Origin of the sequence: Streptococcus sp. HMSC072D07, assembly GCF_001814835.1 — a bacterium.
GTDB lineage: Bacteria > Bacillota > Bacilli > Lactobacillales > Streptococcaceae > Streptococcus.
On sequence record NZ_KV818078.1, the window covers coordinates 135110 to 161792 of the forward strand.

Below are 26683 nucleotides of genomic sequence, written 5' to 3' on the forward strand. Positions count from 1 at the left end.
AGATGAGTATTCGAGTAATTATTGCCGGTTTTAAGGGAAAGATGGGCCAAGCTGCTTGTCAGATGGTCTTAGCTGATCCAGACTTGGACTTGGTCGCAGTTTTGGATCCTTTTGAGTCTGAGTCAGAGTGGCAGGGAATTCCTGTCTTCAATGATAAGGCTGACTTGGTTGGTTTTGAAGCGGATGTTTGGGTAGATTTTACTACACCAGCCGTTGCCTACGAAAATACACGCTTTGCTCTTGAAAATGGCTTTGCTCCTGTCGTAGGAACAACAGGATTCACTAGTGACGAAATTGCAGAACTAAAAGCATTTTCCCGTGAACAAGATTTGGGTGGCTTGATAGCCCCTAACTTTGCCTTGGGCGCTGTCTTGCTTATGCAATTTGCGGCGCAGGCTGCCAAATATTTCCCAAATGTGGAGATTATCGAGCTCCACCATGACAAGAAAAAAGATGCTCCGAGCGGAACAGCCATTAAAACGGCTGAGTTGATGGCGGAAGTGCGAGAGTCTATCCAGCAAGGTGCGCCTGATGAGGAAGAATTGATTGCAGGTGCTCGTGGTGCTGATTTTGATGGCATGCGGATCCACTCAGTTCGTTTGCCAGGCTTAGTAGCTCATCAAGAAGTTATCTTTGGCAATCAGGGAGAAGGATTGACCCTTCGTCATGACTCCTATGATCGCAGCTCCTTCATGACAGGGGTCAATTTGGGAATCAAAGAAGTTGTCAAGTGTCATGAGCTTGTCTATGGATTAGAACACTTATTATGAGATTAACGCAAATGCCTTCTGAATTTCAGAAGGCTTTACCAGTATTAGAAAAAATTAAAGAAGCAGGCTTTGAAGCCTATTTTGTTGGGGGATCTGTTCGAGATGCCCTCCTCAATCGTCCCATCCACGATGTGGATATTGCGACTTCTTCTTATCCAGAGGAGACCAAGCAGATTTTTCCGCGAACAGCCGATATTGGAATCGAGCACGGAACTGTCTTGGTCTTAGATGGGGACGAGGAGTATGAGGTAACCACCTTTCGGACCGAAGATGTCTATGTGGACTACCGCAGACCCAGTGCGGTTTCCTTTGTGCGTTCGCTAGAAGAAGACCTCAAGCGCCGTGATTTCACAGTCAATGCCTTCGCTTTGGATGAGACAGGCGAAATCATTGACTTGTTCTATGGATTAGAAGATTTGAAAAATCAAGTCTTGCGAGCAGTTGGAGTGGCTAGTGAACGTTTCAACGAAGATGCTCTGCGGATTATGCGTGGTTTCCGTTTTCAGGCCAGTCTTGGTTTTGAACTTGAGCCAGAAACATTTAAAGCGATGAAGACTTTGACGCCACTCTTGGAGAAAATTTCTGTGGAGCGCACCTTCGTTGAGTTTGATAAACTCTTGCTGGCACCTTTTTGGCGAGTTGGTCTGGCTTCCATGATTGAGAGTCGAGCTTATAACTATCTTCCGGACATGGTAGGGAGCCAGGACAAGCTCAACAAACTGTTTGATTTGGAGACTGATTTCACTTTTGAATCTTCCGAACAAGCTTGGGCGGCTCTATTGTGGGCCTTAGAGATTAAAGATGCGCAGCCATTTTTGAAAGCTTGGAAAACCTCACGCCAGTTTGCAAAGCAAGTACAGGATTTGCTGACCATTTTGGCTTTGCGAGAAAAGGGAGAATTGAGCAAGCGCGATTGTTACCGCTTTGACTTGGATTTACTTTTACAGGCAGAAAATCTTCGTCAGGCCCAAGGAAAAGAAGTCAATCCACAAGCTATCAAAGAAACTTACCAGAGTTTGACCATTCATGATAAGAAAGAAATCCAGATTAATGGTGGAATTTTGATTAAGGAATATGGTTACCAGCCAGGACCAGACTTGGGAGAGATTTTAACAGAGATTGAGTTTGCCATTGTCGATGGAGAATTGGAAAATGATCGTCAAGCTATCCATGCTTACCTGAGGGAGAAAAAATGAGTGATTTTATCGTTGAAAAACTAAGCAAATCCGTTGGTGACAAGACAGTTTTTAAGGATATTTCCTTTATCATCCATGACTTGGATAGAATCGGTCTGATTGGTGTCAATGGAACGGGTAAGACCACCCTTTTGGATGTTCTTTCTGGTGTTTCAGAATTTGATGGTGACGTTAGCCCTTTTTCTGCTAAGAATGACTATAAGATTGGCTACCTGACACAGGATCCTGATTTTGATGATAACAAGACGGTCTTGGATACGGTTCTCTCCAGCGACCTCAAGGAAATCCAGTTGATTCGTGAGTATGAGTTAATCATGCTCAACTACAGTGAGGACAAGCAGGCTCGTTTGGAACGGGTCATGGCAGAGATGGATTCTCTACAAGCCTGGGAAATTGAAAGCCAGGTCAAGACGGTCCTCAGTAAGCTAGGTATTCAGGACTTGTCGACTCCAGTTGGTGAATTGTCAGGCGGTCTCAGAAGACGGGTCCAGTTGGCGCAAGTTCTCCTAGGCAACCACGACCTCTTGTTACTAGACGAGCCGACCAACCATCTGGACATTGCGACCATCGAGTGGCTGACCCTTTTTTTGAAAAATTCCAAGAAGACGGTTCTTTTTATCACCCACGATCGCTATTTTTTAGATGCGCTATCAACGCGGATTTTCGAGTTGGACCGAGCAGGCTTGACCGAGTATCAGGGCAATTACCAGGACTATGTTCGCCTTAAGGCGGAGCAAGATGAGCGTGACGCTGCTCTCCTTCACAAAAAGGAGCAACTCTACAAACAAGAATTGGCTTGGATGCGTAGACAACCGCAAGCGCGTGCGACCAAGCAGCAGGCTCGTATCAATCGTTTCCACGATTTGAAGAAGGAAGTTTCAGATAATCCTACTGAGGCAGACTTGACCATGAACTTTGAAACCAGTCGGATTGGGAAAAAAGTCATCGAGTTTCAGAATGTTTCCTTCGCCTATGAAAACAAGCCGATTTTACAAGATTTTAACCTCTTGGTGCAGGCCAAAGACCGTATTGGTATCGTTGGGGACAACGGTGTGGGAAAATCCACCCTGCTTAATCTGATTGCAGGAAGTCTTGAGCCGACAGCAGGTCAAGTTATCATCGGTGAGACGGTTCGCATTGCCTATTTCTCTCAACAAATTGAAGGTTTAGATGAAAGCAAGCGCGTTATCAATTACCTGCAAGAAGTGGCAGAAGAGGTTAAGACCAGTGGTGGTTCTACGACTTCCATTGCAGAGTTGCTGGAGCAGTTCCTCTTCCCACGTTCGACGCATGGAACCTTGATTGAGAAATTGTCTGGTGGCGAGAAAAAACGCCTCTATCTCCTCAAACTGCTCTTGGAAAAACCAAATGTTCTTCTCTTGGACGAGCCAACCAATGATCTGGATATTGCGACCTTGACAGTTTTAGAGAATTTCTTGCAAGGTTTTGCAGGCCCTGTCTTGACAGTTAGCCACGACCGTTATTTCCTGGATAAGGTAGCGACCAAGATTCTTGCTTTTGAAGATGGCAAGATTCGTCCTTTCTTTGGTCATTATACTGACTACCTTGATGAAAAAGCCTTTGAAACAGAGATGTCCAATCAAGTCCAAAAGGCCGAAAAAGAGAAAGTGGTCAAAGTTCGTGAAGACAAGAAGCGTATGACCTATCAAGAAAAGCAGGAGTGGGCAAGCATTGAAGGCGATATTGAAGCCTTAGAAAATCGCATCGCTGCTATTGAAGAGGAGATGCTGGCAAATGGCTCCGACTTTGGTAAACTAGCGACTCTTCAAAAAGAGCTAGACGAGAAAAACGAAGCACTCCTTGAAAAATACGAACGCTATGAATATTTAAGTGAGTTGGCATGATGGAAGAAAAAGTCATTAAACGTAGTCCCAAGAAAATCATTTGGAATGCCTTGTTTGGCTTGGCTTCAGTGCTTTTCTTCTTGCTGCCTCTCTCTTATCTCCATTTGTACTCGCAAAAGGGAACCAGACTTCATACGATAAGTCTGTTATTAATACTGCTTGTCCTCTTTTGTGCTGGAGTAGTCGTGTATCAGACATACAGGCTGTTAAGTTCCGATAAGGAATATTTGAAATGTACTGTCGAGGGGTTTTACTACAAACAAAATCCAAAGAAACCTAGTCATTTCTATGCTTGGACAGACGTAGAGAACTTTTTCTTCTCTCGGATTCGAGGGAAGTATAGGGATTCTTATCGGATTGAAGTCTATTTTAAAAACAAGGAAAATGTGAAATCCCAATCCTTTCTAACTCAGCTGAAGAGAAGGATTCTCCCTTTTTATCCGTCAGCAGACTTAATTATCCCAATCTTTCTACTAGATGTAGGACTTCCTGAAAGGGTCTATGAGGTCATGAAGTACTATGAAAGAGAATGGCGTATCGAACAAAATCGTCAAGCAAGAAAAGAGGCAAAACAAGCTTCGAAAAGCAAATCTTCCAAACCGTCATAGTCTGTCTTTGCTTAAAGTAGAATAATCAAAAAGGCCCTATCCACTGGATAGGGTCACTGTTTGTCTTCCTTTTTAGTCTCTTGATGAAAGATATTTTGCCAAGTCTCATGGCGACGCCAGATACTGGTGTGGACGATGCCATCTAGCTCATAGCAAATGAGCTTGGTTTTCTGACTAATGGAAGTGATTTGAATATCTTTAATAGCAGCTTTAAGTTCTTTTTCAGACTTATAAGCCTCTTTATCCATTTGCTCTCCATCTTGACGGATATAGAGAAAGTCCTCAGCAAGGAGTTCTTCTAGCTGATTTCCTTGGTCAATCAATTGCTCACGCATGAGCAGTTTTTTATAGACATTGTCTAAAATCTCGTCCTCAGGTATGGGAGCTGGCTCGATATGGACATCGGTATCAAAGACTCCAAAACGCTCTTCCAGCATGGACTCGACCTGGTCCGCAATCTCATGACTTTCATAGACTGATAGGTCAGGATTCATTTCCAGGGTGATATCAAGGTAGATATTGCTACCGTAGGTCCGCCCTCTTTGGGACTTGACCTTACTAATCTTTGGAATCTCCATGATGGCCTTTTGGTAGTCCTCTAGCAGACGGTCATCAAAACCATCTGAAAGACTGAAGGAAGACTCGATAAAGATATCATAGGCTGTTTTTAAGATAAAGAAGGTGATGATGATAGCGACCAATTTATCCACGATAGGGTAATTGAAACTGCTGGCTAAGATAGCAATGGAAGTCCCAAGCGAGGTGACAGCATCGGAAAGATTGTCCTTAGCAGCTGCTTTGAGAGCCTTGGATTTGGATTTCTTACTGAGGCGTGTGTTATAGAGATAGACCACAAACATAATCGCTGCAGAAATGATTCCTAGAGTTGCACCCAGAGGATCAATGGGTGTTTGTTCCCGACTAAGGATTTTCTGAATGGTGTCCCGAAGTACATCAAAACCAACATAGAACATGATGATGGAAGTAATCAAGCTAGCCAAATCTTCAATCTTCCAGTGACCAAAGCTATGGTCACGGTCTGCAGGTTGGCGGGCCATCCGAATCCCAATCAAGAGAGCAACATTTCCAATAATATCGGATACGTTGTTGAAACCATCTGCCACCAAACTGGAAGAATGCAGGAGGTGACCAGTTGCCAATTTTGCTGCAGACAAGAGGAGGTAGGTTGAAATGCTGATAATGGCTCCACGTTCTGCCAATTTGAGATTTGACATGGATTGGTTCATCGGGCTTCCTTTCTAGTCATATAGTATTCTACCATTATACTGGTTTTCAAGGGAAAATTCAAATTTAGTCTTGTTTCATCTGATTTAAACCCTTGAAAATTGTTCAAATTTTGATATAATAGTACTACTCAAGGGAGTAGCTGGCAGAAACCTGTGATAGTGTCGTCATTCCGAATTGTATACTGAAAAGTATGTTTTCCGGCACTATCTTAAACAGCGAGACTTGTTATGATTAACAGGTCTCTTTTTGTTTGTCATAAAACTAAAAGAGAACTTGTTTTGCACACAATGTCAAGGAGGAGACACATGTCAAAAGAACAAAAACGCCAAGCGTTTTACACTCAGAGTCCTGAAGAGGTCTTGAAGTCAGTTGAAGCAACTGAACAAGGTCTCTCGTCTAGCGAAGCGCAGAAACGCCTAGCTGAATATGGACGCAATGAACTGGAAGAGGGTGAGAAAAAATCTCTCCTAGTCAAGTTTATTGAGCAATTTAAGGATTTGATGATTATCATCCTAATTGCTGCGGCTATCTTGTCCGTCATAACTTCTGGTGGGGAAGATATTGCAGATGCCATCATTATCCTTGCCGTGGTTATCATCAACGCTGCCTTTGGTGTTTACCAAGAAGGAAAAGCAGAAGAAGCCATCGAAGCCCTCAAGTCTATGTCTAGTCCAGCTGCTCGCGTTATTCGTGATGGGCACATGGCTGAGATTGATTCCAAAGAATTGGTGCCAGGTGATATCGTAGCTCTCGAAGCTGGTGATGTAGTGCCAGCAGACCTACGTTTGCTAGAAGCTAATTCTCTTAAAATCGAAGAAGCAGCTTTAACAGGCGAGTCTGTTCCAGTTGAAAAAGACTTGACAGTCGAGCTCGCTGCAGATGCTGGTATTGGTGACCGTGTCAATATGGCCTTTCAAAACTCAAATGTGACTTATGGTCGTGGTCTTGGTGTTGTTGTCAATACAGGTATGTACACTGAAGTGGGTCATATCGCTGGCATGCTCCAAGATGCGGATGAGACGGATACACCTCTCAAACAAAACTTGAACAACCTTTCTAAGGTCTTGACGTACGCTATCTTGGTCATTGCCCTTGTTACTTTTGTTGTTGGTGTCTTCATTCAAGGAAAAAATCCACTTGGTGAGTTGATGACCTCTGTTGCGCTTGCTGTTGCAGCCATTCCAGAAGGACTCCCAGCTATCGTAACCATCGTTCTTGCCCTTGGTACTCAAGTTTTGGCCAAACGAAACTCTATCGTTCGTAAGTTACCAGCAGTTGAAACGCTTGGTTCGACTGAAATCATCGCTTCTGATAAGACTGGTACGCTTACCATGAACAAGATGACAGTCGAGAAAGTCTTCTATGACGCAGTCCTACATGACTCAGCTGATGACATTGAACTTGGCTTGGACATGCCACTACTTCGTTCAGTTGTCTTGGCCAACGATACCAAGATTGATGCTGAAGGAAACCTGATCGGGGATCCAACGGAAACAGCCTTCATCCAGTATGCCTTGGACAAGGGCTACGATGTTAAAGGATTCTTAGAGAAATATCCTCGTGTAGCTGAATTGCCGTTTGACTCAGATCGTAAACTCATGTCGACAGTTCACCCATTGCCAGATGGCAAATTCCTCGTGGCAGTCAAAGGGGCTCCAGATCAACTTTTGAAACGTTGTGTTGCTCGTGATAAAGCTGGGGATGTTGCTCCGATTGATGAGAAAGTCACTGAATTAATCCATACAAACAATTCGGAAATGGCTCACCAAGCCTTGCGTGTCCTTGCAGGTGCTTATAAGATTATCGATAGTATTCCAGAAAATCTTACTTCTGAAGAGCTTGAAAACAACTTGATCTTTACTGGTTTGATTGGGATGATTGACCCTGAGCGTGCTGAAGCCGCAGAAGCTGTTCGTGTGGCTAAAGAAGCGGGAATCCGTCCAATCATGATCACGGGTGACCACCAAGATACAGCAGAAGCCATTGCCAAACGTTTGGGAATTATTGATGCAAATGATACAGAAGGCCACGTTTTAACTGGTGCTGAGCTCAACGAACTGTCAGATGAAGACTTTGAAAAAGTAGTTGGTCAATACTCTGTTTATGCCCGTGTGTCTCCAGAACACAAGGTTCGTATCGTGAAGGCTTGGCAAAAACAAGGTAAGGTTGTTGCTATGACAGGTGACGGTGTTAATGATGCGCCAGCTCTGAAAACAGCCGATATCGGTATCGGTATGGGAATCACTGGTACAGAGGTTTCTAAGGGGGCTTCTGACATGATTCTTGCAGATGATAACTTTGCGACTATTATCGTCGCAGTTGAAGAAGGACGTAAGGTCTTCTCAAACATTCAAAAGACTATTCAGTACTTACTTTCTGCCAATACTGCTGAAGTATTAACTATCTTCTTATCAACCTTGTTTGGTTGGGACGTCTTGCAGCCAGTTCATCTTTTATGGATCAACTTGGTAACAGATACCTTCCCAGCTATCGCTCTTGGTGTTGAACCTGCTGAGCCTGGTGTCATGAATCATAAACCACGTGGACGAAAGGCAAGCTTCTTCTCAGGTGGTGTTTTGAATTCTATCATCTATCAAGGTGTACTCCAAGCAGCTATTGTTATGAGTGTTTATGGACTTGCAATTGCTTACCCAGTTCATGTGGGTGACAATCATGCCATTCATGCGGATGCCCTTACTATGGCCTTTGCAACCCTCGGTTTGATTCAGCTATTCCATGCCTACAATGTCAAGTCTGTTTACCAATCCATCTTGACAGTTGGACCATTCAAGTCTAAGACCTTCAACTGGTCTATCTTGGTATCCTTCATCCTCTTGATGGCAACAATCGTTGTAGAACCGCTTGAAGGTATCTTCCACGTAACCAAACTAGACTTGTCACAATGGGCTATTGTTCTAGCTGGAAGCTTCTCAATGATACTTATCGTCGAAATCGTCAAGTTTGTTCAACGTAAACTTGGTCTTGATAAGAATGCGATTTAAAAAGAAAGTCATCTTCGGATGGCTTTTTTTGTTGTTTAGTTTCTTGATGGAACTGTAGTAAATATCAATTTGAATAATTCGGTTGCGTTTCGTACCAGATTGTTTATGCATTATAATCTTGTCAATCATCTTAATTACCATTTCAACGATTAATTCTGGAACTTGTGTATACTTCGAAATTATCGCCATAAACTTGTGGATGTTCAAATTATCTTCTTGTTGTTCGGCAAGTTTTTCAGTTAAATCAAAAATGAAGGTTTGAAGCTGTTTTATTCTTCTCCGTAAGTCTGGCTTGGTTTTATAAAAAGTGCGTCAGTTTAGACCTTCTAATTAATCAAAAATGCCAATCAAAATGTGATAAAATTACACACAGAGTCATGTGAAAAATAGTTTTTAAAAAGTGATTTTTTGGTATTTTTGGAGTTTTTTTGTCAACACGACTCGAAAATCGACGATATCTATTTTGCCCTAAGCCCATACAATAATCTTAGTTAAGACGGGAGACGGTATATTGAAAAACAGTTTTGACAACATTATTTGATGAAATTGACCTTAAAGTTTCGTTGACAGGTTTTAAAGGGCTATACTTACATTGAATTATTGCTAATAATATGTTATAATATAGGTGGTAGCTTTAAGTTATTTCTAAATAAAAAGAGGAGTATGAGTACATATGAAAAACAACGCTATTGATTACTTAATAGATCTAGCTGAAAAAGGTGATTGTAATGCTTGGTTATCCTATATTATAAAATTCTTTATTGAAAACAAAGGAATTATTGATGATAATGTAAAGAATGATTTAGCGGATTATTTACTTCAAAGAAAAAAAATACCAAATATTGTATCTCCATCTAATAATTTTAGTACAAAAAACGAAAAAATAATTTTAACAAAATTAGAACATCTCTCAGGTGTAAATGCTCTTTCGGAAGAACAAAGCATTACTTTCTCTCCAGCAATGAACATCATTTATGGCCTTAACGGTACTGGAAAGAGTAGTTACTTTAGAATACTAAATAATATGACGGGACAAATGAATTCTAAAAATATTTTGCAGAATATTTTTAGTGACTCTCCAAAGAATATTGATGTGAATATTGAATATAGTATAGATGATACCCAAAAATCAAGCGCTTGGTCAAATACTTCGACTATTTCAGATTTACGTTCAATTAGAGTTTTTGATACAGAATATACTAATAAATATTTACAGAAAAGAAACGCAGACGAACTACTAATTAAACCCTATGCACTTTCATATTTTTCTGAGATAAGTGAGTTAATAGTTAAAATAAAAGAATTATCAGAAGAAAAGATCAAATCGGATGAAGAGGCATTGCCAGATATTAATCTTGATAAGGTTACAGAGAACTTCAGAGAATTTTTAAAAAAAGATAGATTTGAAGAAGTAGATATTAAGAAAATAAAAAGTTTTGAAAGTTTTTCTTCAGAAGAGAGAAGTCAACTCGAAAATGTTAAAAAATCTATAGAAAATCTTCAAAAAGCAAATTCAGCTGATGCTATTAAGATTAATAAAATAAAACTTGATAAACTCCAAAAAATAAAGTCAGAATTTAAGAGCTTAATGATACTCCTTGAGAAAGAGAAAAAAAGTGTAGATAATCTAGTTGTAAGAAGGGAGAAGCTAGGACAGGAACACTCAACTGCTAGACAACAGTATGAACTTTTTAGCGAGATACCTGGTACTGATAGTGATATTTGGATTAATTTTATTAAATCAGGAATAATCTACTGCGAAGAATTTGAACTGGAAGATACATGTCCGTATTGTCATCGCTCTTATGATAAAAAATCGTTAGAAATAACGAAAGCATACTCAAAATTTATAAAAGATACCACCCAAACTCAATTAGATGAAAATACAGCAAGTATAAAGGAAAAAATTATAGAACTACAAACTATTTCTGTGGTGGATATACAGAGTGAAGAAATTCAACTTTCCCTTGATCAAAAGTCTGAACTTATAACTTTAAATGAGCAGATAATTAAAAATAAGGAATCACTCTTAAGTAAATTGAGAGAGCAGGAACCTATAGAAGCACCTAAAATACAAGAAGAGTTATTAAATAATCTATCCAAAGAAATAGATGATACTAATCAATTGCATATTGAATTAAATTCAGAACAGTCTCGGAGAATAGAATCTTTAAAGAAATACAATCACCAATTAATGATTCTTGAAGAAAAAGAATCGCTGAACTCTCAATTCACTAAACTTAGTAAGTTTGCTGATATAACAAATAGATTATTTCAAGAAAGAAAATTAATATCTGAGATAAATACTTCAAAATTAAGTAATTTAAGTAAAAAAGCGCATGCCGACCTACTTACAGGTGATTTGCTGAAATCTTTTGAGCACAATTTGAAATCACTTGGTTTAAATAATCTGTCTATTAAATTACAAGGTTCTAATAGTAGAGGAAAACAACAAACAGAGTTAATTTTAAATAATAATAAAAATATTGAAGACATCTTGAGTGAGGGTGAGCAAAAAGCCACTGCTCTAGCTTTATTTATTTCTGAAATCACTCTTTCAAAAAATCGAAGTACGATTATTTTTGATGACCCTGTCAATAGTTTAGATCATAGGATTATGAATAAATTTTCCGAACTATTACTGTCATTAGAAAATCAAATTATTATATTTACCCATAATAAAATGTTTCTCGACAGTTTCATGACAAGTAAACTCGGTCATATGTGTAAAAATATAAACGGAGGATGTAATAAAGATAAAGGTAAGCATGTTTATCTTTATGAAACTGTGAGTGAAGGCAAAGTTCGAAAAGGTATCATAAAATTAAAACAAACTGAAAACTTAAATACTTATATCTCTGATATTAAACACTCATTAACAGAAAGTCCATTGTCAGATAATAGCAAACAACTTATTTGCGGTAAACTAAGAAGAGCAGTTGAATTTGCCATTGATGAAATAATTTTGAATAATCAAGTCCCCACTAAATATAGTAATAAAAAAAGCCGAATCAACTGGGATGAATTAAAGAAAATTGAAAACAATTCGGAGATTATTGACATATTACATGCTATTCATGGGCGTTGCTCTGGTGGAGCCTTACATAATGGAACCGAGAATGAAGAGAACCCAATTGATAAAGATGAATTAATAACGATGTTACAAGATATCGAGGACATAAAGAATAGTCATTGATAAATTAGTATACTTTATAAGTGTTTAAAAGGATATATAAAATAGAAAGAGGAGAGTACAATCATTTACTATCCTCTTTATTTTATTAACTACTATATATTAGACCACTCTTCGGATGGCTTTTTTTGCATTTGAGGAGAATAGTTAGGAGTTATCCGCTTTTGTGCTATAATAAAGTAAAATAGCAAGGAGTGAAAGAGAATGGAAAAGAAAATTGTCCGAGATGTCTTATTCTTGTCGCAGGTCTCGAAAGCTGCAAGTCAGGAAGACCTTTATCTGGCTAAGGATTTGAAGGATACCCTGCTGGCTAATCGCGAGACCTGTGTCGGTCTGGCAGCCAATATGATTGGTGTGCAGAAGCGTGTCATTATCTTTAATCTTGGCTTGGTTCCCATAGTCATGTTTAATCCCGTTCTCCTTTCCTATAAAGGACCTTACGAGACAGAGGAAGGTTGTTTGTCTTTGACTGGGGTGCGACCAACAACTCGTTATGAAACGATTACGGTTTCCTATCGTGATAGTAAGTGGCAGGAACAGACCATTATGTTAACAGGTTTTCCGGCTCAGATCTGCCAACATGAACTGGATCATTTGGAAGGACGGATTATTTAGGAGGAACGCAGATGAAACGCATACTTTTTGAACTTGTTTTTATCGCAACGACTTGGTATATATTTTTACCACCCTTCAATCTGACTAGTTGGGAATTCATCTTCTTTCTCTGTGGGCATCTGGTGGTGATGGGGATTTTGTTTAGTTTCCGCAAGGATACCAATCTCCTCAAAACTGTTCATGTACGTCATGGCAAGGTTGCCAAAGATCTCAATCTAGAAGGATTTCATTTTAATAAATTAGGTGGAGGATTGTTGCTGGCTGCAGGACTCATTTTTGCCCTTGCTGGTCTGGTAAGCCTAGTAACCTCTAGCTTTTTCCAAGCAAAAAATTATGCTAATGTGGTGTCCATCACAGAAAAAGACTTTAAAGATTTTCCTAAGAGTGATACCAGTAAGGTTCCAATCCTAGATCGGAGCACTGCAGAAAAGATTGGAGACCGTTATCTAGGCTCTCTGACGGATAAGGTCTCCCAGTACGTGGCAGCAGATACTTATACCCAGCTGACGGTTGATGGCAAACCTTATCGGGTGACTCCTTTGGAGTATGCCGACCCGATCAAATGGTTTAATAATCGGTCCAAGGGAATTGGCGAGTATATCAAGGTTGATATGGTGACAGGAAATGCGGAATTGGTGGATTTAAAAACGCCCATGAAGTATTCAGACTCCGAGTATTTTAACCGCGATGTCAAACGTCATCTTCGGATTAAGTATCCGACCAAGATTTTTAAAACGCCATCCTTTGAGGTGGATGATGAAGGCAATCCCTTCTATGTAGCAACCGTTTATCAAAAGCAGTTTGGTCTAGGAGTTCCTCGCCCTTCGTCTGTTATTATCTTAGACGCCACCAATGGAGAAACCAAGGAATACAGCTTGGATGAAGTACCAGAATGGGTGGATCGTGTCTATCCAGCAGAAGAAACCATCCAGCAAATCAACTATAACGGCAAGTATAAAGACGGCTTCTGGAATGCCTTGATTTCTAAGAAAAACGTTACCCAAACGACCGAGGGCTATAACTATCTTTCTATCGGAAATGACATTTATCTCTACACTGGGGTGACTTCAGCCAACGCTGACGAAAGTAATCTAGGATTTATCCTTGAAAATATGCGCACTGGTGAAATCACCAAGTACAATCTAGCTTCAGCAACCGAAGAATCAGCCCGTGCTTCCGCAGAAGGAGCAGTGCAGGAAAAAGCCTATAAGGCGACCTTCCCTATCCTTGTCAATCTCAATGACAAACCGCTCTACATCATGGGATTGAAGGACAATGCAGGTTTGGTCAAGGAGTATGCTTTGGTTGATGCAGTAGAGTACCAAAACGTCATCGTAGCAGCTACAGTAGATGAACTCCTCAGCAAATATGCCAATAAAAACGACCTCGAGCTGGATAATGAAACGGTAGAAAACATCAAGGGAGTGGTTTCAGACCTTAAATCAGCTGTTATCAAGGGTGACACCGTCTACTTCTTCAAAGTTGATGGCAAGATTTATAAAGTCAAGGCTTCCGTGTCAGACGACCTTCCTTACCTTGAAAATGGGCAATCCTTTGAAGGTCAAGTTGGAAAAGATAACTATCTCAAAACCTTTAAAGTACAATAATACTCTTCGAAAATCAAATTCAAACTACGTCAGCGTCGCCTTGCCGTACTCAAGTACAGCCTGCGGCTAGCTTCCAAGTTTGCTCTTTGATTTTCATTGAGTATAAAAATAGGTTTTTTCAGTTCAAGGAGAAAAAAGATAAATTCTTATCTATCTTAACAAGCTTAGCTGGCACAGCCCTTGTTCTCGTGGCTATCTGGTTAGGATGGCCAAAATAAACAAAGAAACCTCGGTATAAACCGAGGTTTTTCAGATGAAATTCTTGGTCGTGATTGAAAAATATGCTACACTAACAATATGAAAATTTTAATCCCAACAGCAAAAGAAATGAACACCGAAATCCCTAGTTTAGATGCGTATCCATTGCGTCCTGAAAGTCAGGCAGTCCTTGATGAACTAGCGACATACTCTACTCAAGAACTAGAGAAGTTTTACAAAATCTCTGCCGAAAAAGCGCAAGAGGAATATGAACGCATCCAATCCTTAAAAGAACAAAGAGCCAAAAACTATCCAGCTTTGAAACTCTTTGATGGTCTCATGTATCGCTACATCAAACGAGATGGGTTAACCGAGGCTGAACAAACCTATCTTGAAGATCATGTTTTAATTACATCAGCTTTGTATGGCGTAGTTCCAGCCCTATCTCCCATGGCTCCTCACCGTTTGGACTTTTTGATGAAATTAAAAGTAGCTGGTAAAACCCTAAAGACTCATTGGAAGTCAGCCTACGATGAGGCGCTACAGGATGAGGACTTGATATTTTCTCTTTTGTCATCAGAGTTTGAAACAGTATTTTCGAAGGAAATCAGAGAAAAGATGGTGACCTTCAAATTTATGGAGAACAAGGCAGGCCAGCTGAAAATCCACTCAACTATTTCAAAGAAAGCGCGTGGGGCCTTTTTGACAGCCTTGATAGAAGGGCAAGTTCAAACAATTGAGCAAGCTCGTAAGCTCAGCTTTGCCGGTTTTGACTACCAACCTGATTTATCCAGTGATTTAGAACTCGTCTTTGTGAAACAAGCATAAAACCAGCTCGAATGAGCTGGTTTTTGCTTGATTAGTTGATGGCTGCAAGAAGGTTGACCGCTTGTTTGGAAAGGGATGAAGCAGTTGATTCTTCTAAGACCAATTTTCCATCTGCCCAAGCAGAGTCATTGACACGCGCGGCAGTAAAGTCACCAACGACTTGTGTACGGATGAATGGCAAGAGGTCTTTGTAAATAGCAAAGAGTTGTTCGTGACCGGCATTGGCTACAGATGAGACAGTAACAAACTTGTCTTGGAGGGCAGAAGCACCACGTGTATCAGACAAGTCAATGGCACGAGAGAGCCAGTCAAGCAAGTTCTTCACTGTTCCAGGGATAGAGAAGTTGTAGACTGGGGAGAAGATCCAGATGGCATCGGCAGCAAGAACAGCTTCGCGAGCGGCAGCTACAGCTGGATGAGTTGGAACTTCAAGATCTTGGCTGAAGAGGGGAACAGCTGAGTAATCAAGATAGCTAACTTCCACTTTGCCAGCAAGTGCTTTTTCAGCTTCGAGGGCCATTTGGTGGTTGAAAGAACCTTGGCGTAGTGATCCGACGATAAATAGTACTTTTTTAGACATGGTGTGTCTCCTTTAGTTTATAATTCAAAGAGCGAACCCTTTTGTTACCATCTATGTTACAACAAAAAATACTAATTAGCAATAATTTTGCTCACAAATTTTTAAATTTTTTTAAAATCTGGATTAAGTCTTCCTTTTCGCCATCTTCCAAGATGCTGAGTACTTCTACGATAGAATCGATATGGTCAGGAAGAACCTCTTCGATTTTTCTACGTCCTGCAGGTGTTAATTTCAGGAAAAAGGAGCGACGATCTTTTGGGTCACAAGTTCTAGAAATCCAACCATCTCGAACCATGTTTCGAATAACAACAGTCATATTTCCAGAAGTGGCCAACATTTTTTCAATCAAATCCTGAATACGCAGTTCTCCCTTGCTATAGAGAGTTTCCAGAACGGAAAATTGAGTAGGGGTTAGTCCGTGTTCTTTGGCAGCCTTGGTTTCATAAGGTTTGAAACTTCGCATCGCTTTATTGAGAACAATAGCTGTCTTCAAGTCTAATTGATTTTGGGAAATTTTCTTTTTCAAATATTGTTTCATAAGGGTATTTTATCAATAATGAGAGAGAAAAACAAGAACTTACATTTTATAGGAAAAGATTCTTAGAATGTTCCCGTCTTCACTTGTAATAAAGAAGGAGAGATGGTAAAATAGACGAGTGAAACTAAGACAGAAAAAAGCAAAAAACAAGCTACTTTTACAGTATGGAATCGGCATTGCTCTGGTAGTACTAGTCATGACCACTTCCTTCCTTTATCTGATATCACTCAGCATGAAACCCTATCAAGATGCTAGGGTTGAGGGAGAAAAACTGGCCAAGCAGTATGCAGAATTGGAACAGGCAGATCAGGTTGATTTTTATAATGGACTAGAAGGTTATTACAGCGTTTTGGGGCATAATAAAAAGCAAGAGGCCATTGCCGTACTGATTGAAAAGAATGACCACAAGATTTATGTTTATCAGCTAGATAAGGGGATTTCTCAAGACAAGGCAGCGACGATTTCGAAGGAAAAAGGAGCTAGCGACATTGACAAAGTCACTTTTGGTCGCTATCAGGACAAGCCGATTTGGGAAGTCAAGTCAGGAAACCAGTACTATCTGGTTGACTTTGAAACAGGAGCAGTGATCCAATAAGGAGGGCATATGAAACTATCCAAACGTGTACTAGAAATGGAAGAAAGCGTCACTCTAGCTAGTGATGCAAGAGCCAAAGCATTAAAAGCTCAGGGAAAGGATGTTCTTTTCTTAACCTTGGGACAGCCTGATTTTCATACTCCTGAAAACATTCAGGAGGCAGCGGTAGAAGCGATTCGAGATGGACGAGCTTCCTTTTATACAGTTGCTTCAGGCCTGCCAGACTTAAAGGCTGCGGTTAATACCTATTTTGAACGCTACTATGGCTATTCCGTAGCAGCCAACGAGGTGACTTTTGCGACTGGTGCCAAGTTCTCTCTCTATACCTTTTTTATGGCCGTGGTCAATCCAGGTGATGAGGTCATCATCCCTACACCATACTGGGTCAGTTATGGAGACCAAGTCAAGATGGCAGAAGGGGTGCCGGTCTTTGTCCAAGCTAAGGAAGACAATCACTTTAAGGTGACAGTCGAGCAGCTAGAAGCGGCCCGAACAGATAAGACCAAGGTCTTGGTTCTCAATTCGCCATCGAATCCGACTGGTATGATTTACTCTCGTGAGGAACTCATGGCTATCGGAAATTGGGCTGTTGAACATGATGTCCTTATCCTAGCAGATGATATTTATGGTCGTTTGGTTTATAACGGGAACGAATTTGTTCCAATTTCTAGTTTGTCAGAAGCCATTCGCAAGCAAACCATTGTGATTAACGGTGTATCTAAGGCCTATGCCATGACTGGTTGGCGGGTAGGTTATGCTGTGGGAAATCCTGAAATTATCGCTGCTATGAGCAAATTAACAGGACAAACGACTTCAAATCTGACAGCAGTATCTCAATATGCAACGATTGAGGCGCTGACTGGACCGCAAGACTCTGTTGAAACCATGCGCCAAGCCTTTGAAGAGCGCTTGAATACCATTTATCCTCTCTTGTGCCAAGTACCAGGATTTGAAGTTGTCAAGCCCCAAGGAGCCTTTTATCTTTTCCCAAATGTTAAGAAAGCGATGGAGATGAAGGGCTATACCGATGTTACGGAGTTTACAACAGCTATCCTTGAAGAAGTCGGTCTTGCCTTGATTACAGGAGCAGGATTTGGGGCGCCAGAAAATGTTCGTCTCAGTTATGCAACTGACTTGGACACCTTGAAAGAAGCGATTCGTCGTTTGCATCAATTTATGGAAAAATAAAACTTAGAATCTTCGCCTTTTTGGCGAAGATTTTTTGTAACGAAAATCTCGCGATTTTTCTCTAGTAGAACCTAGCTATCACATTCTATTTATGGTAAAATAGTGGGTAATGATGTCTTCGGACAAGTTAAACGAAAAAAGGAAGATAGATTATGACAAAACGTGTAACAATTATCGATGTAAAAGACTACGTTGGTCAAGAAGTGACCATCGGAGCCTGGGTTGCCAATAAATCAGGAAAAGGGAAAATTGCCTTCTTGCAATTGCGTGATGGAACAGCCTTCTTCCAAGGTGTAGCCTTTAAACCAAACTTTGTAGAAAAATTTGGTGAAGAGGTAGGTCTTGAAAAATTTGAAACGATCAAACACTTGAGTCAAGAAACTTCTGTTTATGTGACAGGAATTGTCAAAGAAGACGAACGTTCTAAGTTTGGCTATGAGTTGGATATTACAGACATCGAAGTGATCGGTGAATCTCAAGACTACCCTATCACACCAAAAGAACACGGAACAGACTTCTTGATGGACAACCGTCACTTGTGGCTCCGTTCTCGCAAGCAAGTGGCTGTGATGCAAATCCGTAACGCTATCATTTATGCAACTTATGAGTTCTTTGACAAGAACGGCTTCATGAAGTTTGATAGCCCAATTCTTTCAGGAAATGCGGCAGAAGATTCAACTGAACTCTTTGAAACTGACTACTTTGGAACGCCAGCCTACTTGAGCCAATCAGGTCAACTTTACCTAGAAGCAGGAGCTATGGCTCTTGGCCGTGTCTTTGACTTTGGTCCAGTATTCCGTGCGGAGAAATCAAAAACGCGCCGTCACTTGACTGAGTTCTGGATGATGGACGCAGAGTATTCTTACTTGACACACGATGAGTCACTTGATTTGCAAGAAGCTTACGTAAAAGCCCTTCTTCAAGGTGTCCTTGACCGTGCACCTCAAGCCTTGGAAACCTTGGAACGTGATACAGAGCTCTTGAAACGCTACATTGCAGAGCCATTCAAACGCATCACTTACGATCAAGCCATTGACCTCTTGCAAGAGCATGAAAACGATGAAGATGCTGACTACGAGCATTTGGAACATGGCGATGACTTTGGTTCACCACACGAAACGTGGATTTCAAACCACTTTGGTGTGCCGACATTTGTTATGAACTACCCAGCAGCTATCAAGGCCTTCTACATGAAACCAGTTCCTGGAAATCCAGAGCGCGTGCTTTGTGCAGACTTGCTCGCACCAGAAGGTTACGGAGAAATCATCGGTGGTTCTATGCGTGAGGAAGACTACGATGCCCTTGTAGCTAAGATGGATGAACTTGGTATGGATCGTACAGAGTATGAATTCTATCTTGACCTTCGTAAATACGGTACAGTTCCACACGGAGGATTTGGTATCGGTATCGAGCGTATGATAACCTTCGCAGCTGGAACCAAACACATCCGTGAAGCCATTCCATTCCCACGTATGTTGCATCGTATCAAACCATAAAATGAATCCAAACGCCCTTAGGGCGTTTTTTCAAAGTAGAAGAAAGAAGAGGTGGAGAACATGTAAAGCACAGCTTAACAAGTGACAAACACAAAGATACAAATACACTTGTTAAAGGAGAAACTATGTTTAAACGAAATTACCGGAAGAATATCGGTCTCATGGCTGGTGTGGAATTTTTTGCCTTTCTGGGCATTACCAGCTTTTGGATTCTATTTCTCAGTCAAAACGGGATGTCGCTTTGGCAGATTGGCTTATTGGAAAGTATTTTTCATGCCACCAGTGTCATCTGTGAAATTCCCTCAGGAATGTTAGCTGACCGCTATTCCTATAAAACCAATCTATATTTAAGTCGAATAGCTGGGATTGCCTCGTCTATTCTCATGTTAGCAGGGCAAGGTAATTTTTGGATTTACGCACTCGCTATGGTGGTGAGTGCCTTGTCTTATAATTTTGATTCGGGGACGAGTGCAGCCATGGTTTATGATTCGGCTGTGGAGGCTGGATTAAAAGAGCGCTACTTGTCTATCTCCAGTTTTATGTCAGGAGTCGCAGAAGGGACTCGGTCTTTGGGGACCGTTTTAGCGGGATTTTTTGTCCATGGTCAATTGCACTTGACCTACTATATCATGATTGTTACTTCTATAATCGTTCTTTTCCTAACTTGGATGCTAAAAGAGCCTAGTGTTAAAGCGCAAAAATCTGAGCGTTTGACGATGAAAAAAATAATCTGGACTGTCAAAGAGGAGTTGCGGAGAAACCCCAGTCTTTTTAGTTGGATGATTCTTTCCCAAATCATCGGGACACTGATGTGCATGTTTTATTTTTACTATCAAAATCAACTTCCTGACTTAGAAGGGTGGCAGATTTCGATGGTCATGTTGATGGGCAGTGTTTTGAATATCTGGGCAGTTTATCTAGCAAGTAAGATTGGAAAGAAGTATTCAGCCTTAAAACTCTTTCCCATTCTTGTACTCTTGACGGGAGGAACTTATTTGCTTTCCTACTTTGGTACGCCGCTGATTTATATTTTGGTTTATTTGATCAGTAACGCCTTATATGCTCTCTTTCAGCCGATTTTTGATAATGATTTACAAAAGCGACTCCCAAGTGAGGTACGGGCAACCATGCTAAGTGTCTACTCTATGATGTTCAGCCTAAGCATGATTATCATTTTTCCTCTGACGGGATGGTTGATTGATTATCTAGGATTTGTAGTAGCCTTCCTTTACTTAGGGCTCATTTTAGTACTAGCCAGCTTTTTGCTATTTTTCATTTTGAAAGAGATGGCTGGAGCTTTGAAACTGGAAGAGGATGTTATTTCTAAGTAATAAAGTTATTTTTTCACTTTTATCTTTTTTACTTGCTATCTATCAGTTTTTCTAGTATAATAGTTTATTGTGAGCAAACCTCACTTACCCCTTGCAAAGACTAGGGGTCATTAGACCAAAAGGAGGAAATATCAATGGCTAAATACGAAATTCTTTATATCATTCGTCCAAACATTGAAGAAGAAGCGAAAAACGCTTTGGTAGCACGTTTTGACTCTATCTTGACTGACAACGGTGCAACTGTTGTTGAATCAAAATCATGGGAAAAACGTCGTCTTGCATACGAAATCCAAGATTTCCGTGAAGGACTTTACCACATCGTTAACGTTGAAGCAAACGACGACGCAGCTCTTAAAGAGTTTGACCGTCTTTCAAAAATCAACGCTGACATTCTTCGTCACATGATCGTCAAACTTGACGCGTAAGAAGGTAAATTATGATTAACAATGTTGTACTTGTAGGGCGTATGACACGTGACGCTGAGTTGCGTTATACCCCATCAAATGTAGCAGTTGCGACTTTTACTCTTGCAGTAAACCGTACATTTAAGAGTCAAAATGGCGAACGTGAGGCTGATTTCATCAATGTCGTTATGTGGCGCCAACAGGCTGAAAATCTTGCCAACTGGGCTAAAAAAGGCTCTCTTATCGGGATCACAGGCCGTATCCAGACTCGTAGTTACGATAACCAGCAAGGACAACGTGTCTACGTAACAGAAGTCGTGGCTGAGAATTTCCAAATGTTGGAAAGCCGCGGAGTGCGTGAAGGACATTCAGGTGGAGCTTATTCTGCACCAACTGCTGGTCAATCAGCACCTGCAAACCCAGTACCAGACTTTTCACGTTCTGAAAATCCATTTGGAGCAACCAATCCATTGGACATTTCAGATGATGATTTACCATTTTAATGGACAATTAATACTATAAAGGAGAAAAAACATGGCTCAACAACGTCGTGGCGGATTCAAACGCCGTAAAAAAGTTGATTACATCGCAGCAAACAAAATTGAATATGTTGATTACAAAGATACTGAGCTTCTTAGCCGTTTCGTTTCAGAACGTGGGAAAATCCTTCCTCGTCGTGTAACAGGAACTTCAGCTAAAAACCAACGTAAAGTAACAACAGCTATCAAACGCGCACGCGTAATGGCTTTGATGCCTTTCGTAAACGAAGATTAAAGAAAAGACCCTTACGGGTCTTTTTTTCACGAGCATGGAAATGAGAGAGCGAGTTGAGGTCCAGTGGACCTCTTTTTCATGAGCTTGAAAATAAGAAAGCGAATTAAGACCCGGGTGGGTCTTTTTTTACGAGCATGGAAATGAGAGAGCGAATTGAGGTCTAGTGGACCTCTTTTTCAGATTTTATAGGATTTTGTTAGAAAGGATTCCCTGTTGACCTAGTAAGATTCTTTTGTCTTACTAGGTTTTTTCTTTTAATCTTTATTATCGTGCTATAATGGTAGGAGAAAGCTATAAAGGAGCAGCTTATGAAGACGACATGTTCAATTAGAAAAATGCAAGAATCTGACATACAAGAACTATCTCGAGGATTTATCAGCCAAGGTTGGCCAAGTAGAGAGGAGATTTTAACTCAATACTTTAAGGAGCAAGAAAGTGAGGAGAGAGAAGTCTTAGTTGCAGAGGTTGAGGGTGCTGTAGCGGGTTACATTACGATTTTACCCGATGCTAAGCAGGGTCCCTTTGCTGGAATGGCTCCAGAACTTTCAGACTTCAATGTCTTCGAGCCCTTTCAAAATCAAGGTATTGGAAATCTCTTGCTGGAAGAAGCAGAAAAACGAGTTAGGCTCATATCGGATAAGGTGACCCTTGGTGTTGGGCTCCATTCAGGGTATGGACCTGCCCAGAGATTGTACATCAAACGAGGCTATATTCCAGATGGGACGGGTGTTTGGTATCAGAACCATCAACCGGCCATGAATGCAGTTTGTGAAGATATCGGTGACCTTGTTTTATATCTGTCAAAAAATTTGTTTTAAGACAAATTTTATAAGGTTTAAATTTTAAATATAGTAAACAATCACAGTCCCTTTTTCATTCGAAAAAGGGATTTTTTGTTTGAAATTGTTTGATTTATTCCTCAAAGTGGTAAAATATAATTGTTTGAATTATCAAGATAAAAATAAATATCAAAAAAAACATATAAGGTTTAGTTTTTTTAAATACGGATTCTTTTGAAAAGTCTTAAAATTTCCTAAAATAAGGCTTTTTAAAGGTTGTAAATAATATTGTTACAAAAAGGTTACAAATTGTTAAAATTAAATTAAATGCAATAATATAATTTGGAAAAAATTTGACATATAAATTAATTGACGGTAAAATAATTAAGATAATCAAATTAATTGATTTGCGCAATAATTCGATATAAAGATTAATCTGATGTGTCAAATTTTATTATAGTAGAAGGATAGCATAATGAAGAAACTGAAAGTGATGGTTGTTTTTGGAACACGACCAGAAGCTATTAAAATGGCCCCTTTAGTGTTAGAATTGCAAAAACATAGTGACAGCATTGAGACGATCACAGTTGTGACAGCTCAGCATCGCCAAATGCTAGATCAAGTTCTTGAAACTTTTAGCATCGAGCCACATTATGATCTGGATATTATGGGAAAAAATCAATCCCTCTTAGATATTACTGGAAAAATTTTAGAAAAGTTTGATCCAGTTGTTAAGCAAGAACTTCCAGATATAATTCTTGTTCATGGAGATACAACAACAACTTTTGCAGCAAGTTTAGTTGCTTTCTATAATCAGGTGCGTATCGGCCATGTTGAAGCTGGCCTAAGGACCTTTGATAAGTATTCTCCTTTCCCAGAAGAGATGAATCGTCAGATGACTGATAACTTAGCGGATCTTTATTTTGCTCCAACTAGTGAGAGTAAAGAAAATCTCCTCAAGGAAAATCACCCTGAGTCTGCTATTGTCATTACGGGAAATACAGCCATTGATGCATTGAAACTAACCGTTCAATCGGATTACTATCATGAAGTTCTAGATCAATTGGATCCAGATAAGAAACTTGTATTGGTAACCATGCACCGTCGTGAGAATCAAGGTCAACCAATGAGAAATGTCTTTGCAGCTTTACGTGAGATGGTCGATCTTCATCAGGAAATTGAAGTTGTTTATCCTGTTCACCTTAGCCCTGCTGTGCAAGAAGCAGCAAACGATATCTTATCTGGTCACGATCGTATTCACTTGATCGAGCCTTTAGATGTACTTGATTTTCATAATTTGGCTTCAAGAAGCTATTTTATCATGACTGACTCTGGAGGTGTTCAAGAAGAGGCGCCTTCTCTCGGCAAACCTGTCCTTGTTCTTCGTGACACTACGGAACGTCCAGAAGGAGTAAGAGCAGGTACGTTGAAGCTAGTTGGTACGGATCCAGTACGTGTGAAAGAAGCGATGGTAGCACTCTTAACAGATGAAACTCTTTATAGACAAATGTCTCAGGCACCAAATCCTTATGGAGATGGAAGAGCCTCTGAACGAATCGTACAATCCATTCAACAGTACTTTGGGGCAGCGACTTCTGTGTCTGAATTCAAAGGGGGGAAATAAGATAAAATGAAAAATTGGAGTCAATTTAAAAACTGGCTTATGGCTTTGCTTGCTTGTGAGGTCATTCTTTTGGTGCTTTGTTTTTTGTATGCTCGAGCAATCATTTTAGAACAAATCTTGTTTTTGGCTTTAGCCTTGTTTGCCGTGTTGGTATTATCTGACCTTTTGCTTACTTGGACTCTTATCTTAGCATTTGGTTTTGGACTTATCGTTTTGGTTGCGGGTGTGGTTTATATCCCAATCATGCAACTGGTCTTCTTATTGATCAGTTTTCCACTTTTGATTGGGATTCTACTTAAAGTTCGTTATTATTTCTTCAAGGTGGCCTCAAAGGTACAAGAACAGGAAGACGAAGCTCGAGTAGATTACCAAGCGATGGTCACTGAACAAAGTGATGTGATGGTACAGTCCTTATTGATTCATTGGTCACATGAAGATTTGTTCTTCCAGATTAAACCGAAAGAACATAACCAGATGCTCAGTCGCATTCAAGAGGTGATTGCTCAGGAATTGAGTTACAATGATAAGCTTTATTATGTTTCGGATGGTAATTTTCTCGTTCTATCTAGTACTAACCAACATTCTTTGAAGGAACTTTATTTGAATGGTTTGCAGGAGAAACTGAGCAGTTTAGTTTTTCATGGAGAAGATGGCAATCAAGGAATTCAGTTCCAAACAGGCTATTTGGTGATTAACTCTGATAATAAAGATAAATACCAAGACTACGCGGATGTCGCCAGTCATCTCAAACGTCAACTAGAGACAGATGTAATTGTAGAATATTAGGAGGGAAACATGACTTTAACCGAACTATTTTTTGGTATTGCTTTGGGACTCAGTCTCGCCTTTGGCATTTGTTTTATCATACTATTTATTGCATACAATATTCTTTACCATCGAGTAAACAAAAATTTTAAGGCGGTGAATCATGATTAGTCAAATGTTAATGATTTTTACCTTGCTTACAATTTGGATTTCTCTGGCATGGGGCTTGGTAATTCTCTTTTCGGCAGTACACTTTTGGTTTAAACACAGTGATTTTCGTGTAGACACTTCGCCGCTACCTTATTATCCGAAGGTCACCATTGTTGTTCCTGCTCATAATGAGGATGTGGTTATTGCCCAAACGGCAAAAGCTATCTTAGATATGAACTATCCTCACGACCGTGTGGAGTTGCTCTTGTTTGCGGATAACTGTTCGGACAACACCTATTCAGAGTGTTTGTCTGTACAAGCCATGCCTGAATATGCAGGAAGAAATCTGACTATTATCGACCGTACTGGTACGGGAGGAAAAGCGGGCGTTCTAAACGATGCTTTGGAGATGGCAACAGGTGAATACATCTGTGTCTATGATGCTGATGCCATGCCTGAAAAAAATGCCCTTTATTTCCTTGTCAAAGAAGTGATGAAGGATCCAGAACGTCATGTGGCATCTTTCGGCCGCAACAAGACTCGAAACGCTAATCAAAATTTCTTGACTCGTTGTATTAACCAGGAAATCGTTGTTACTCAGCGCGTGCACCACGTTGGGATGTGGCATCTCTTTAAAATTGGGCGTATCCCAGGAACCAACTTTATCATTCAAACCGACTTTGTAAAGAGTATCGGTGGTTGGAAAAATGGTGCCTTAACCGAGGATACCGATATTTCCTTCAAAATCATGCAGAGTGGTAAATTGATTGCCCTTGCCTATAATTCAGAGGCTTTCCAACAAGAACCTGAAACCTTAAAGAGTTACTATATGCAACGGAAACGTTGGGCGAAAGGAAATTATGAAGTTGTTCTTTCAAACTTTAAGCATTTATTTGGCAGAGCAAACTGGCGTGTTAAATTAGAAGTTTTTAACTATTCGTGTGTTTTCTTTTGGTTTAACTTTGCCATTGTTCTATCGGATTTGATTTTCCTAGCGAATGTGCTAGCAATCTGTCTTAACCTATTCTTCCCAGATATCAGGGTTCCGTTCGCTTTTGATGCGGACAATATCTACATTGCCCAGCTCATGCTCTTTAACTGGATTCTCATGATTGGTCTCTATTTGATGCAAATTATGACGGCATTAGCAAGTCAGTTTGGACAAGCGACGACAAAACAAATCTGGTTAGCCTTGGCGGCCTATTTCTCTTACGCACAGATGTTTATCGTTGTATCCATTGATTCCATTTCTTCAATCGTGCTGGACAAAGTACTCCGACGAAAAGAAACCAAGTGGGTTAAAACCAAGCGATTTGCAGGATAGGAGGA

The 26683-nt window shown here is 40.2% G+C and carries 24 protein-coding genes and 1 pseudogene; 21 read left to right on the forward strand and 4 right to left on the reverse strand.

The window, feature by feature from the left end:
- The first annotated feature begins 2 nt into the window (after positions 1-2).
- From dapB to HMPREF2991_RS08520, 4 genes are read left to right on the forward strand one after another with little or no spacing between them, the layout of a single operon-like run.
- Complete coding sequence (gene dapB, locus HMPREF2991_RS08505) at positions 3-770, forward strand: 4-hydroxy-tetrahydrodipicolinate reductase (RefSeq protein WP_070568508.1); 768 nt, start codon at positions 3-5, stop codon at positions 768-770.
- Positions 767-1966, forward strand: coding sequence for a CCA tRNA nucleotidyltransferase (locus HMPREF2991_RS08510; RefSeq protein ID WP_083303884.1), 1200 nt, complete (start codon positions 767-769; stop codon positions 1964-1966). The genes dapB and HMPREF2991_RS08510 overlap by 4 nt, the downstream gene beginning before the upstream one ends.
- Positions 1963-3831 carry an ABC-F family ATP-binding cassette domain-containing protein gene (locus HMPREF2991_RS08515; RefSeq protein ID WP_070683853.1) on the forward strand — a complete coding sequence of 623 codons (1869 nt, stop codon included), beginning with the start codon at positions 1963-1965 and terminating at the stop codon, positions 3829-3831. Before HMPREF2991_RS08510 ends, HMPREF2991_RS08515 begins: the two co-directional genes overlap by 4 nt.
- Entirely contained in the window at positions 3828-4439 is a 612-nt protein-coding gene (locus HMPREF2991_RS08520) for a hypothetical protein (protein WP_070683855.1), read from the forward strand. Before HMPREF2991_RS08515 ends, HMPREF2991_RS08520 begins: the two co-directional genes overlap by 4 nt.
- A 53-nt stretch (positions 4440-4492) precedes the next feature.
- On the opposite strand, the gene mntE is transcribed toward HMPREF2991_RS08520, so the two are convergent.
- Positions 4493-5686 carry a CDF family manganese efflux transporter MntE gene (mntE, locus tag HMPREF2991_RS08525; RefSeq protein ID WP_070683857.1) on the reverse strand — a complete coding sequence of 398 codons (1194 nt, stop codon included), beginning with the start codon at positions 5684-5686 and terminating at the stop codon, positions 4493-4495.
- A gap of 306 nt (positions 5687-5992) precedes the next feature.
- Between mntE and HMPREF2991_RS08530 the strand changes: the two genes are divergently transcribed.
- The gene (locus HMPREF2991_RS08530; protein WP_049489494.1) at positions 5993-8689 is read left to right on the forward strand and encodes a cation-translocating P-type ATPase; all 2697 of its coding nucleotides are present in this window, start codon (positions 5993-5995) and stop codon (positions 8687-8689) included.
- Here the strand turns inward: HMPREF2991_RS08530 and HMPREF2991_RS10785 are convergent.
- Complete coding sequence (locus HMPREF2991_RS10785) at positions 8618-8878, reverse strand: DUF4368 domain-containing protein (protein ID WP_239665721.1); 261 nt, start codon at positions 8876-8878, stop codon at positions 8618-8620. The genes HMPREF2991_RS08530 and HMPREF2991_RS10785 overlap by 72 nt on opposite strands.
- Positions 8879-9362: 484 nt before the next feature.
- Here HMPREF2991_RS10785 and HMPREF2991_RS08535 point away from each other — a divergent pair, with 484 nt between their 5' ends.
- The 5 genes and pseudogenes from HMPREF2991_RS08535 to yaaA all read left to right on the forward strand — a co-directional run bounded on the left by HMPREF2991_RS08535 (position 9363) and on the right by yaaA (position 15130).
- Positions 9363-11885, forward strand: a complete 2523-nt coding sequence (locus HMPREF2991_RS08535; protein WP_049489493.1) for an AAA family ATPase — start codon at positions 9363-9365, stop codon at positions 11883-11885.
- 201 nt (positions 11886-12086) lie between these two features.
- Positions 12087-12497 carry a peptide deformylase gene (locus HMPREF2991_RS08540; protein WP_049489492.1) on the forward strand — a complete coding sequence of 137 codons (411 nt, stop codon included), beginning with the start codon at positions 12087-12089 and terminating at the stop codon, positions 12495-12497.
- An 11-nt stretch (positions 12498-12508) separates the two neighbouring features.
- Complete coding sequence (locus HMPREF2991_RS08545) at positions 12509-14104, forward strand: hypothetical protein (RefSeq protein ID WP_070683859.1); 1596 nt, start codon at positions 12509-12511, stop codon at positions 14102-14104.
- Between the two features lie 96 nt (positions 14105-14200).
- Positions 14201-14322, forward strand: a pseudogene (locus tag HMPREF2991_RS10975) (DUF3953 domain-containing protein).
- Positions 14323-14401: 79 nt separating this feature from the next.
- Complete coding sequence (gene yaaA / locus HMPREF2991_RS08550) at positions 14402-15130, forward strand: peroxide stress protein YaaA (RefSeq protein ID WP_070683861.1); 729 nt, start codon at positions 14402-14404, stop codon at positions 15128-15130.
- Between the two features lie 31 nt (positions 15131-15161).
- On the opposite strand, the gene HMPREF2991_RS08555 is transcribed toward yaaA, so the two are convergent.
- Together HMPREF2991_RS08555 and HMPREF2991_RS08560 are read right to left on the reverse strand one after the other, a co-directional pair.
- Positions 15162-15710 (reverse strand): NAD(P)H-dependent oxidoreductase, encoded by a 549-nt coding sequence (locus HMPREF2991_RS08555; RefSeq protein ID WP_070683863.1) that lies wholly within the window; start codon positions 15708-15710, stop codon positions 15162-15164.
- A 91-nt stretch (positions 15711-15801) separates the two neighbouring features.
- Entirely contained in the window at positions 15802-16248 is a 447-nt protein-coding gene (locus tag HMPREF2991_RS08560; protein ID WP_070683865.1) for a MarR family winged helix-turn-helix transcriptional regulator, read from the reverse strand.
- Between the two features lie 118 nt (positions 16249-16366).
- On the opposite strand from HMPREF2991_RS08560, the gene HMPREF2991_RS08565 reads away from it, so the two are divergent.
- From HMPREF2991_RS08565 to HMPREF2991_RS08615, 11 genes are all read left to right on the forward strand, one after another.
- Positions 16367-16843 carry a cell wall elongation regulator TseB-like domain-containing protein gene (locus HMPREF2991_RS08565; protein ID WP_070683867.1) on the forward strand — a complete coding sequence of 159 codons (477 nt, stop codon included), beginning with the start codon at positions 16367-16369 and terminating at the stop codon, positions 16841-16843.
- 9 nt (positions 16844-16852) lie between these two features.
- Complete coding sequence (locus HMPREF2991_RS08570; protein ID WP_070683869.1) at positions 16853-18031, forward strand: pyridoxal phosphate-dependent aminotransferase; 1179 nt, start codon at positions 16853-16855, stop codon at positions 18029-18031.
- A gap of 152 nt (positions 18032-18183) precedes the next feature.
- Positions 18184-19527, forward strand: a complete 1344-nt coding sequence (asnS, locus tag HMPREF2991_RS08575) for an asparagine--tRNA ligase (RefSeq protein ID WP_000167166.1) — start codon at positions 18184-18186, stop codon at positions 19525-19527.
- A 125-nt stretch (positions 19528-19652) separates the two neighbouring features.
- Positions 19653-20858, forward strand: coding sequence for an MFS transporter (locus tag HMPREF2991_RS08580; RefSeq protein ID WP_070683872.1), 1206 nt, complete (start codon positions 19653-19655; stop codon positions 20856-20858).
- 134 nt (positions 20859-20992) lie between these two features.
- Complete coding sequence (gene rpsF, locus HMPREF2991_RS08585) at positions 20993-21283, forward strand: 30S ribosomal protein S6 (protein ID WP_001151782.1); 291 nt, start codon at positions 20993-20995, stop codon at positions 21281-21283.
- Positions 21284-21294: 11 nt separating this feature from the next.
- Complete coding sequence (ssbA, locus tag HMPREF2991_RS08590; protein WP_000609595.1) at positions 21295-21765, forward strand: single-stranded DNA-binding protein SsbA; 471 nt, start codon at positions 21295-21297, stop codon at positions 21763-21765.
- Between the two features lie 31 nt (positions 21766-21796).
- Positions 21797-22036, forward strand: coding sequence for a 30S ribosomal protein S18 (gene rpsR, locus HMPREF2991_RS08595; RefSeq protein WP_000068664.1), 240 nt, complete (start codon positions 21797-21799; stop codon positions 22034-22036).
- 308 nt (positions 22037-22344) lie between these two features.
- Complete coding sequence (locus HMPREF2991_RS08600) at positions 22345-22854, forward strand: GNAT family N-acetyltransferase (RefSeq protein ID WP_070568524.1); 510 nt, start codon at positions 22345-22347, stop codon at positions 22852-22854.
- Between the two features lie 436 nt (positions 22855-23290).
- Positions 23291-24439 (forward strand): non-hydrolyzing UDP-N-acetylglucosamine 2-epimerase, encoded by a 1149-nt coding sequence (gene wecB, locus HMPREF2991_RS08605; protein WP_070568532.1) that lies wholly within the window; start codon positions 23291-23293, stop codon positions 24437-24439.
- A gap of 6 nt (positions 24440-24445) precedes the next feature.
- Positions 24446-25225: a hypothetical protein gene (locus HMPREF2991_RS08610; protein ID WP_070568535.1), complete on the forward strand. Its 780-nt coding sequence runs from the start codon at positions 24446-24448 to the stop codon at positions 25223-25225.
- 142 nt (positions 25226-25367) lie between these two features.
- Positions 25368-26678, forward strand: coding sequence for a glycosyltransferase family 2 protein (locus HMPREF2991_RS08615; RefSeq protein ID WP_070568538.1), 1311 nt, complete (start codon positions 25368-25370; stop codon positions 26676-26678).
- Positions 26679-26683: the final 5 nt, after the last annotated feature.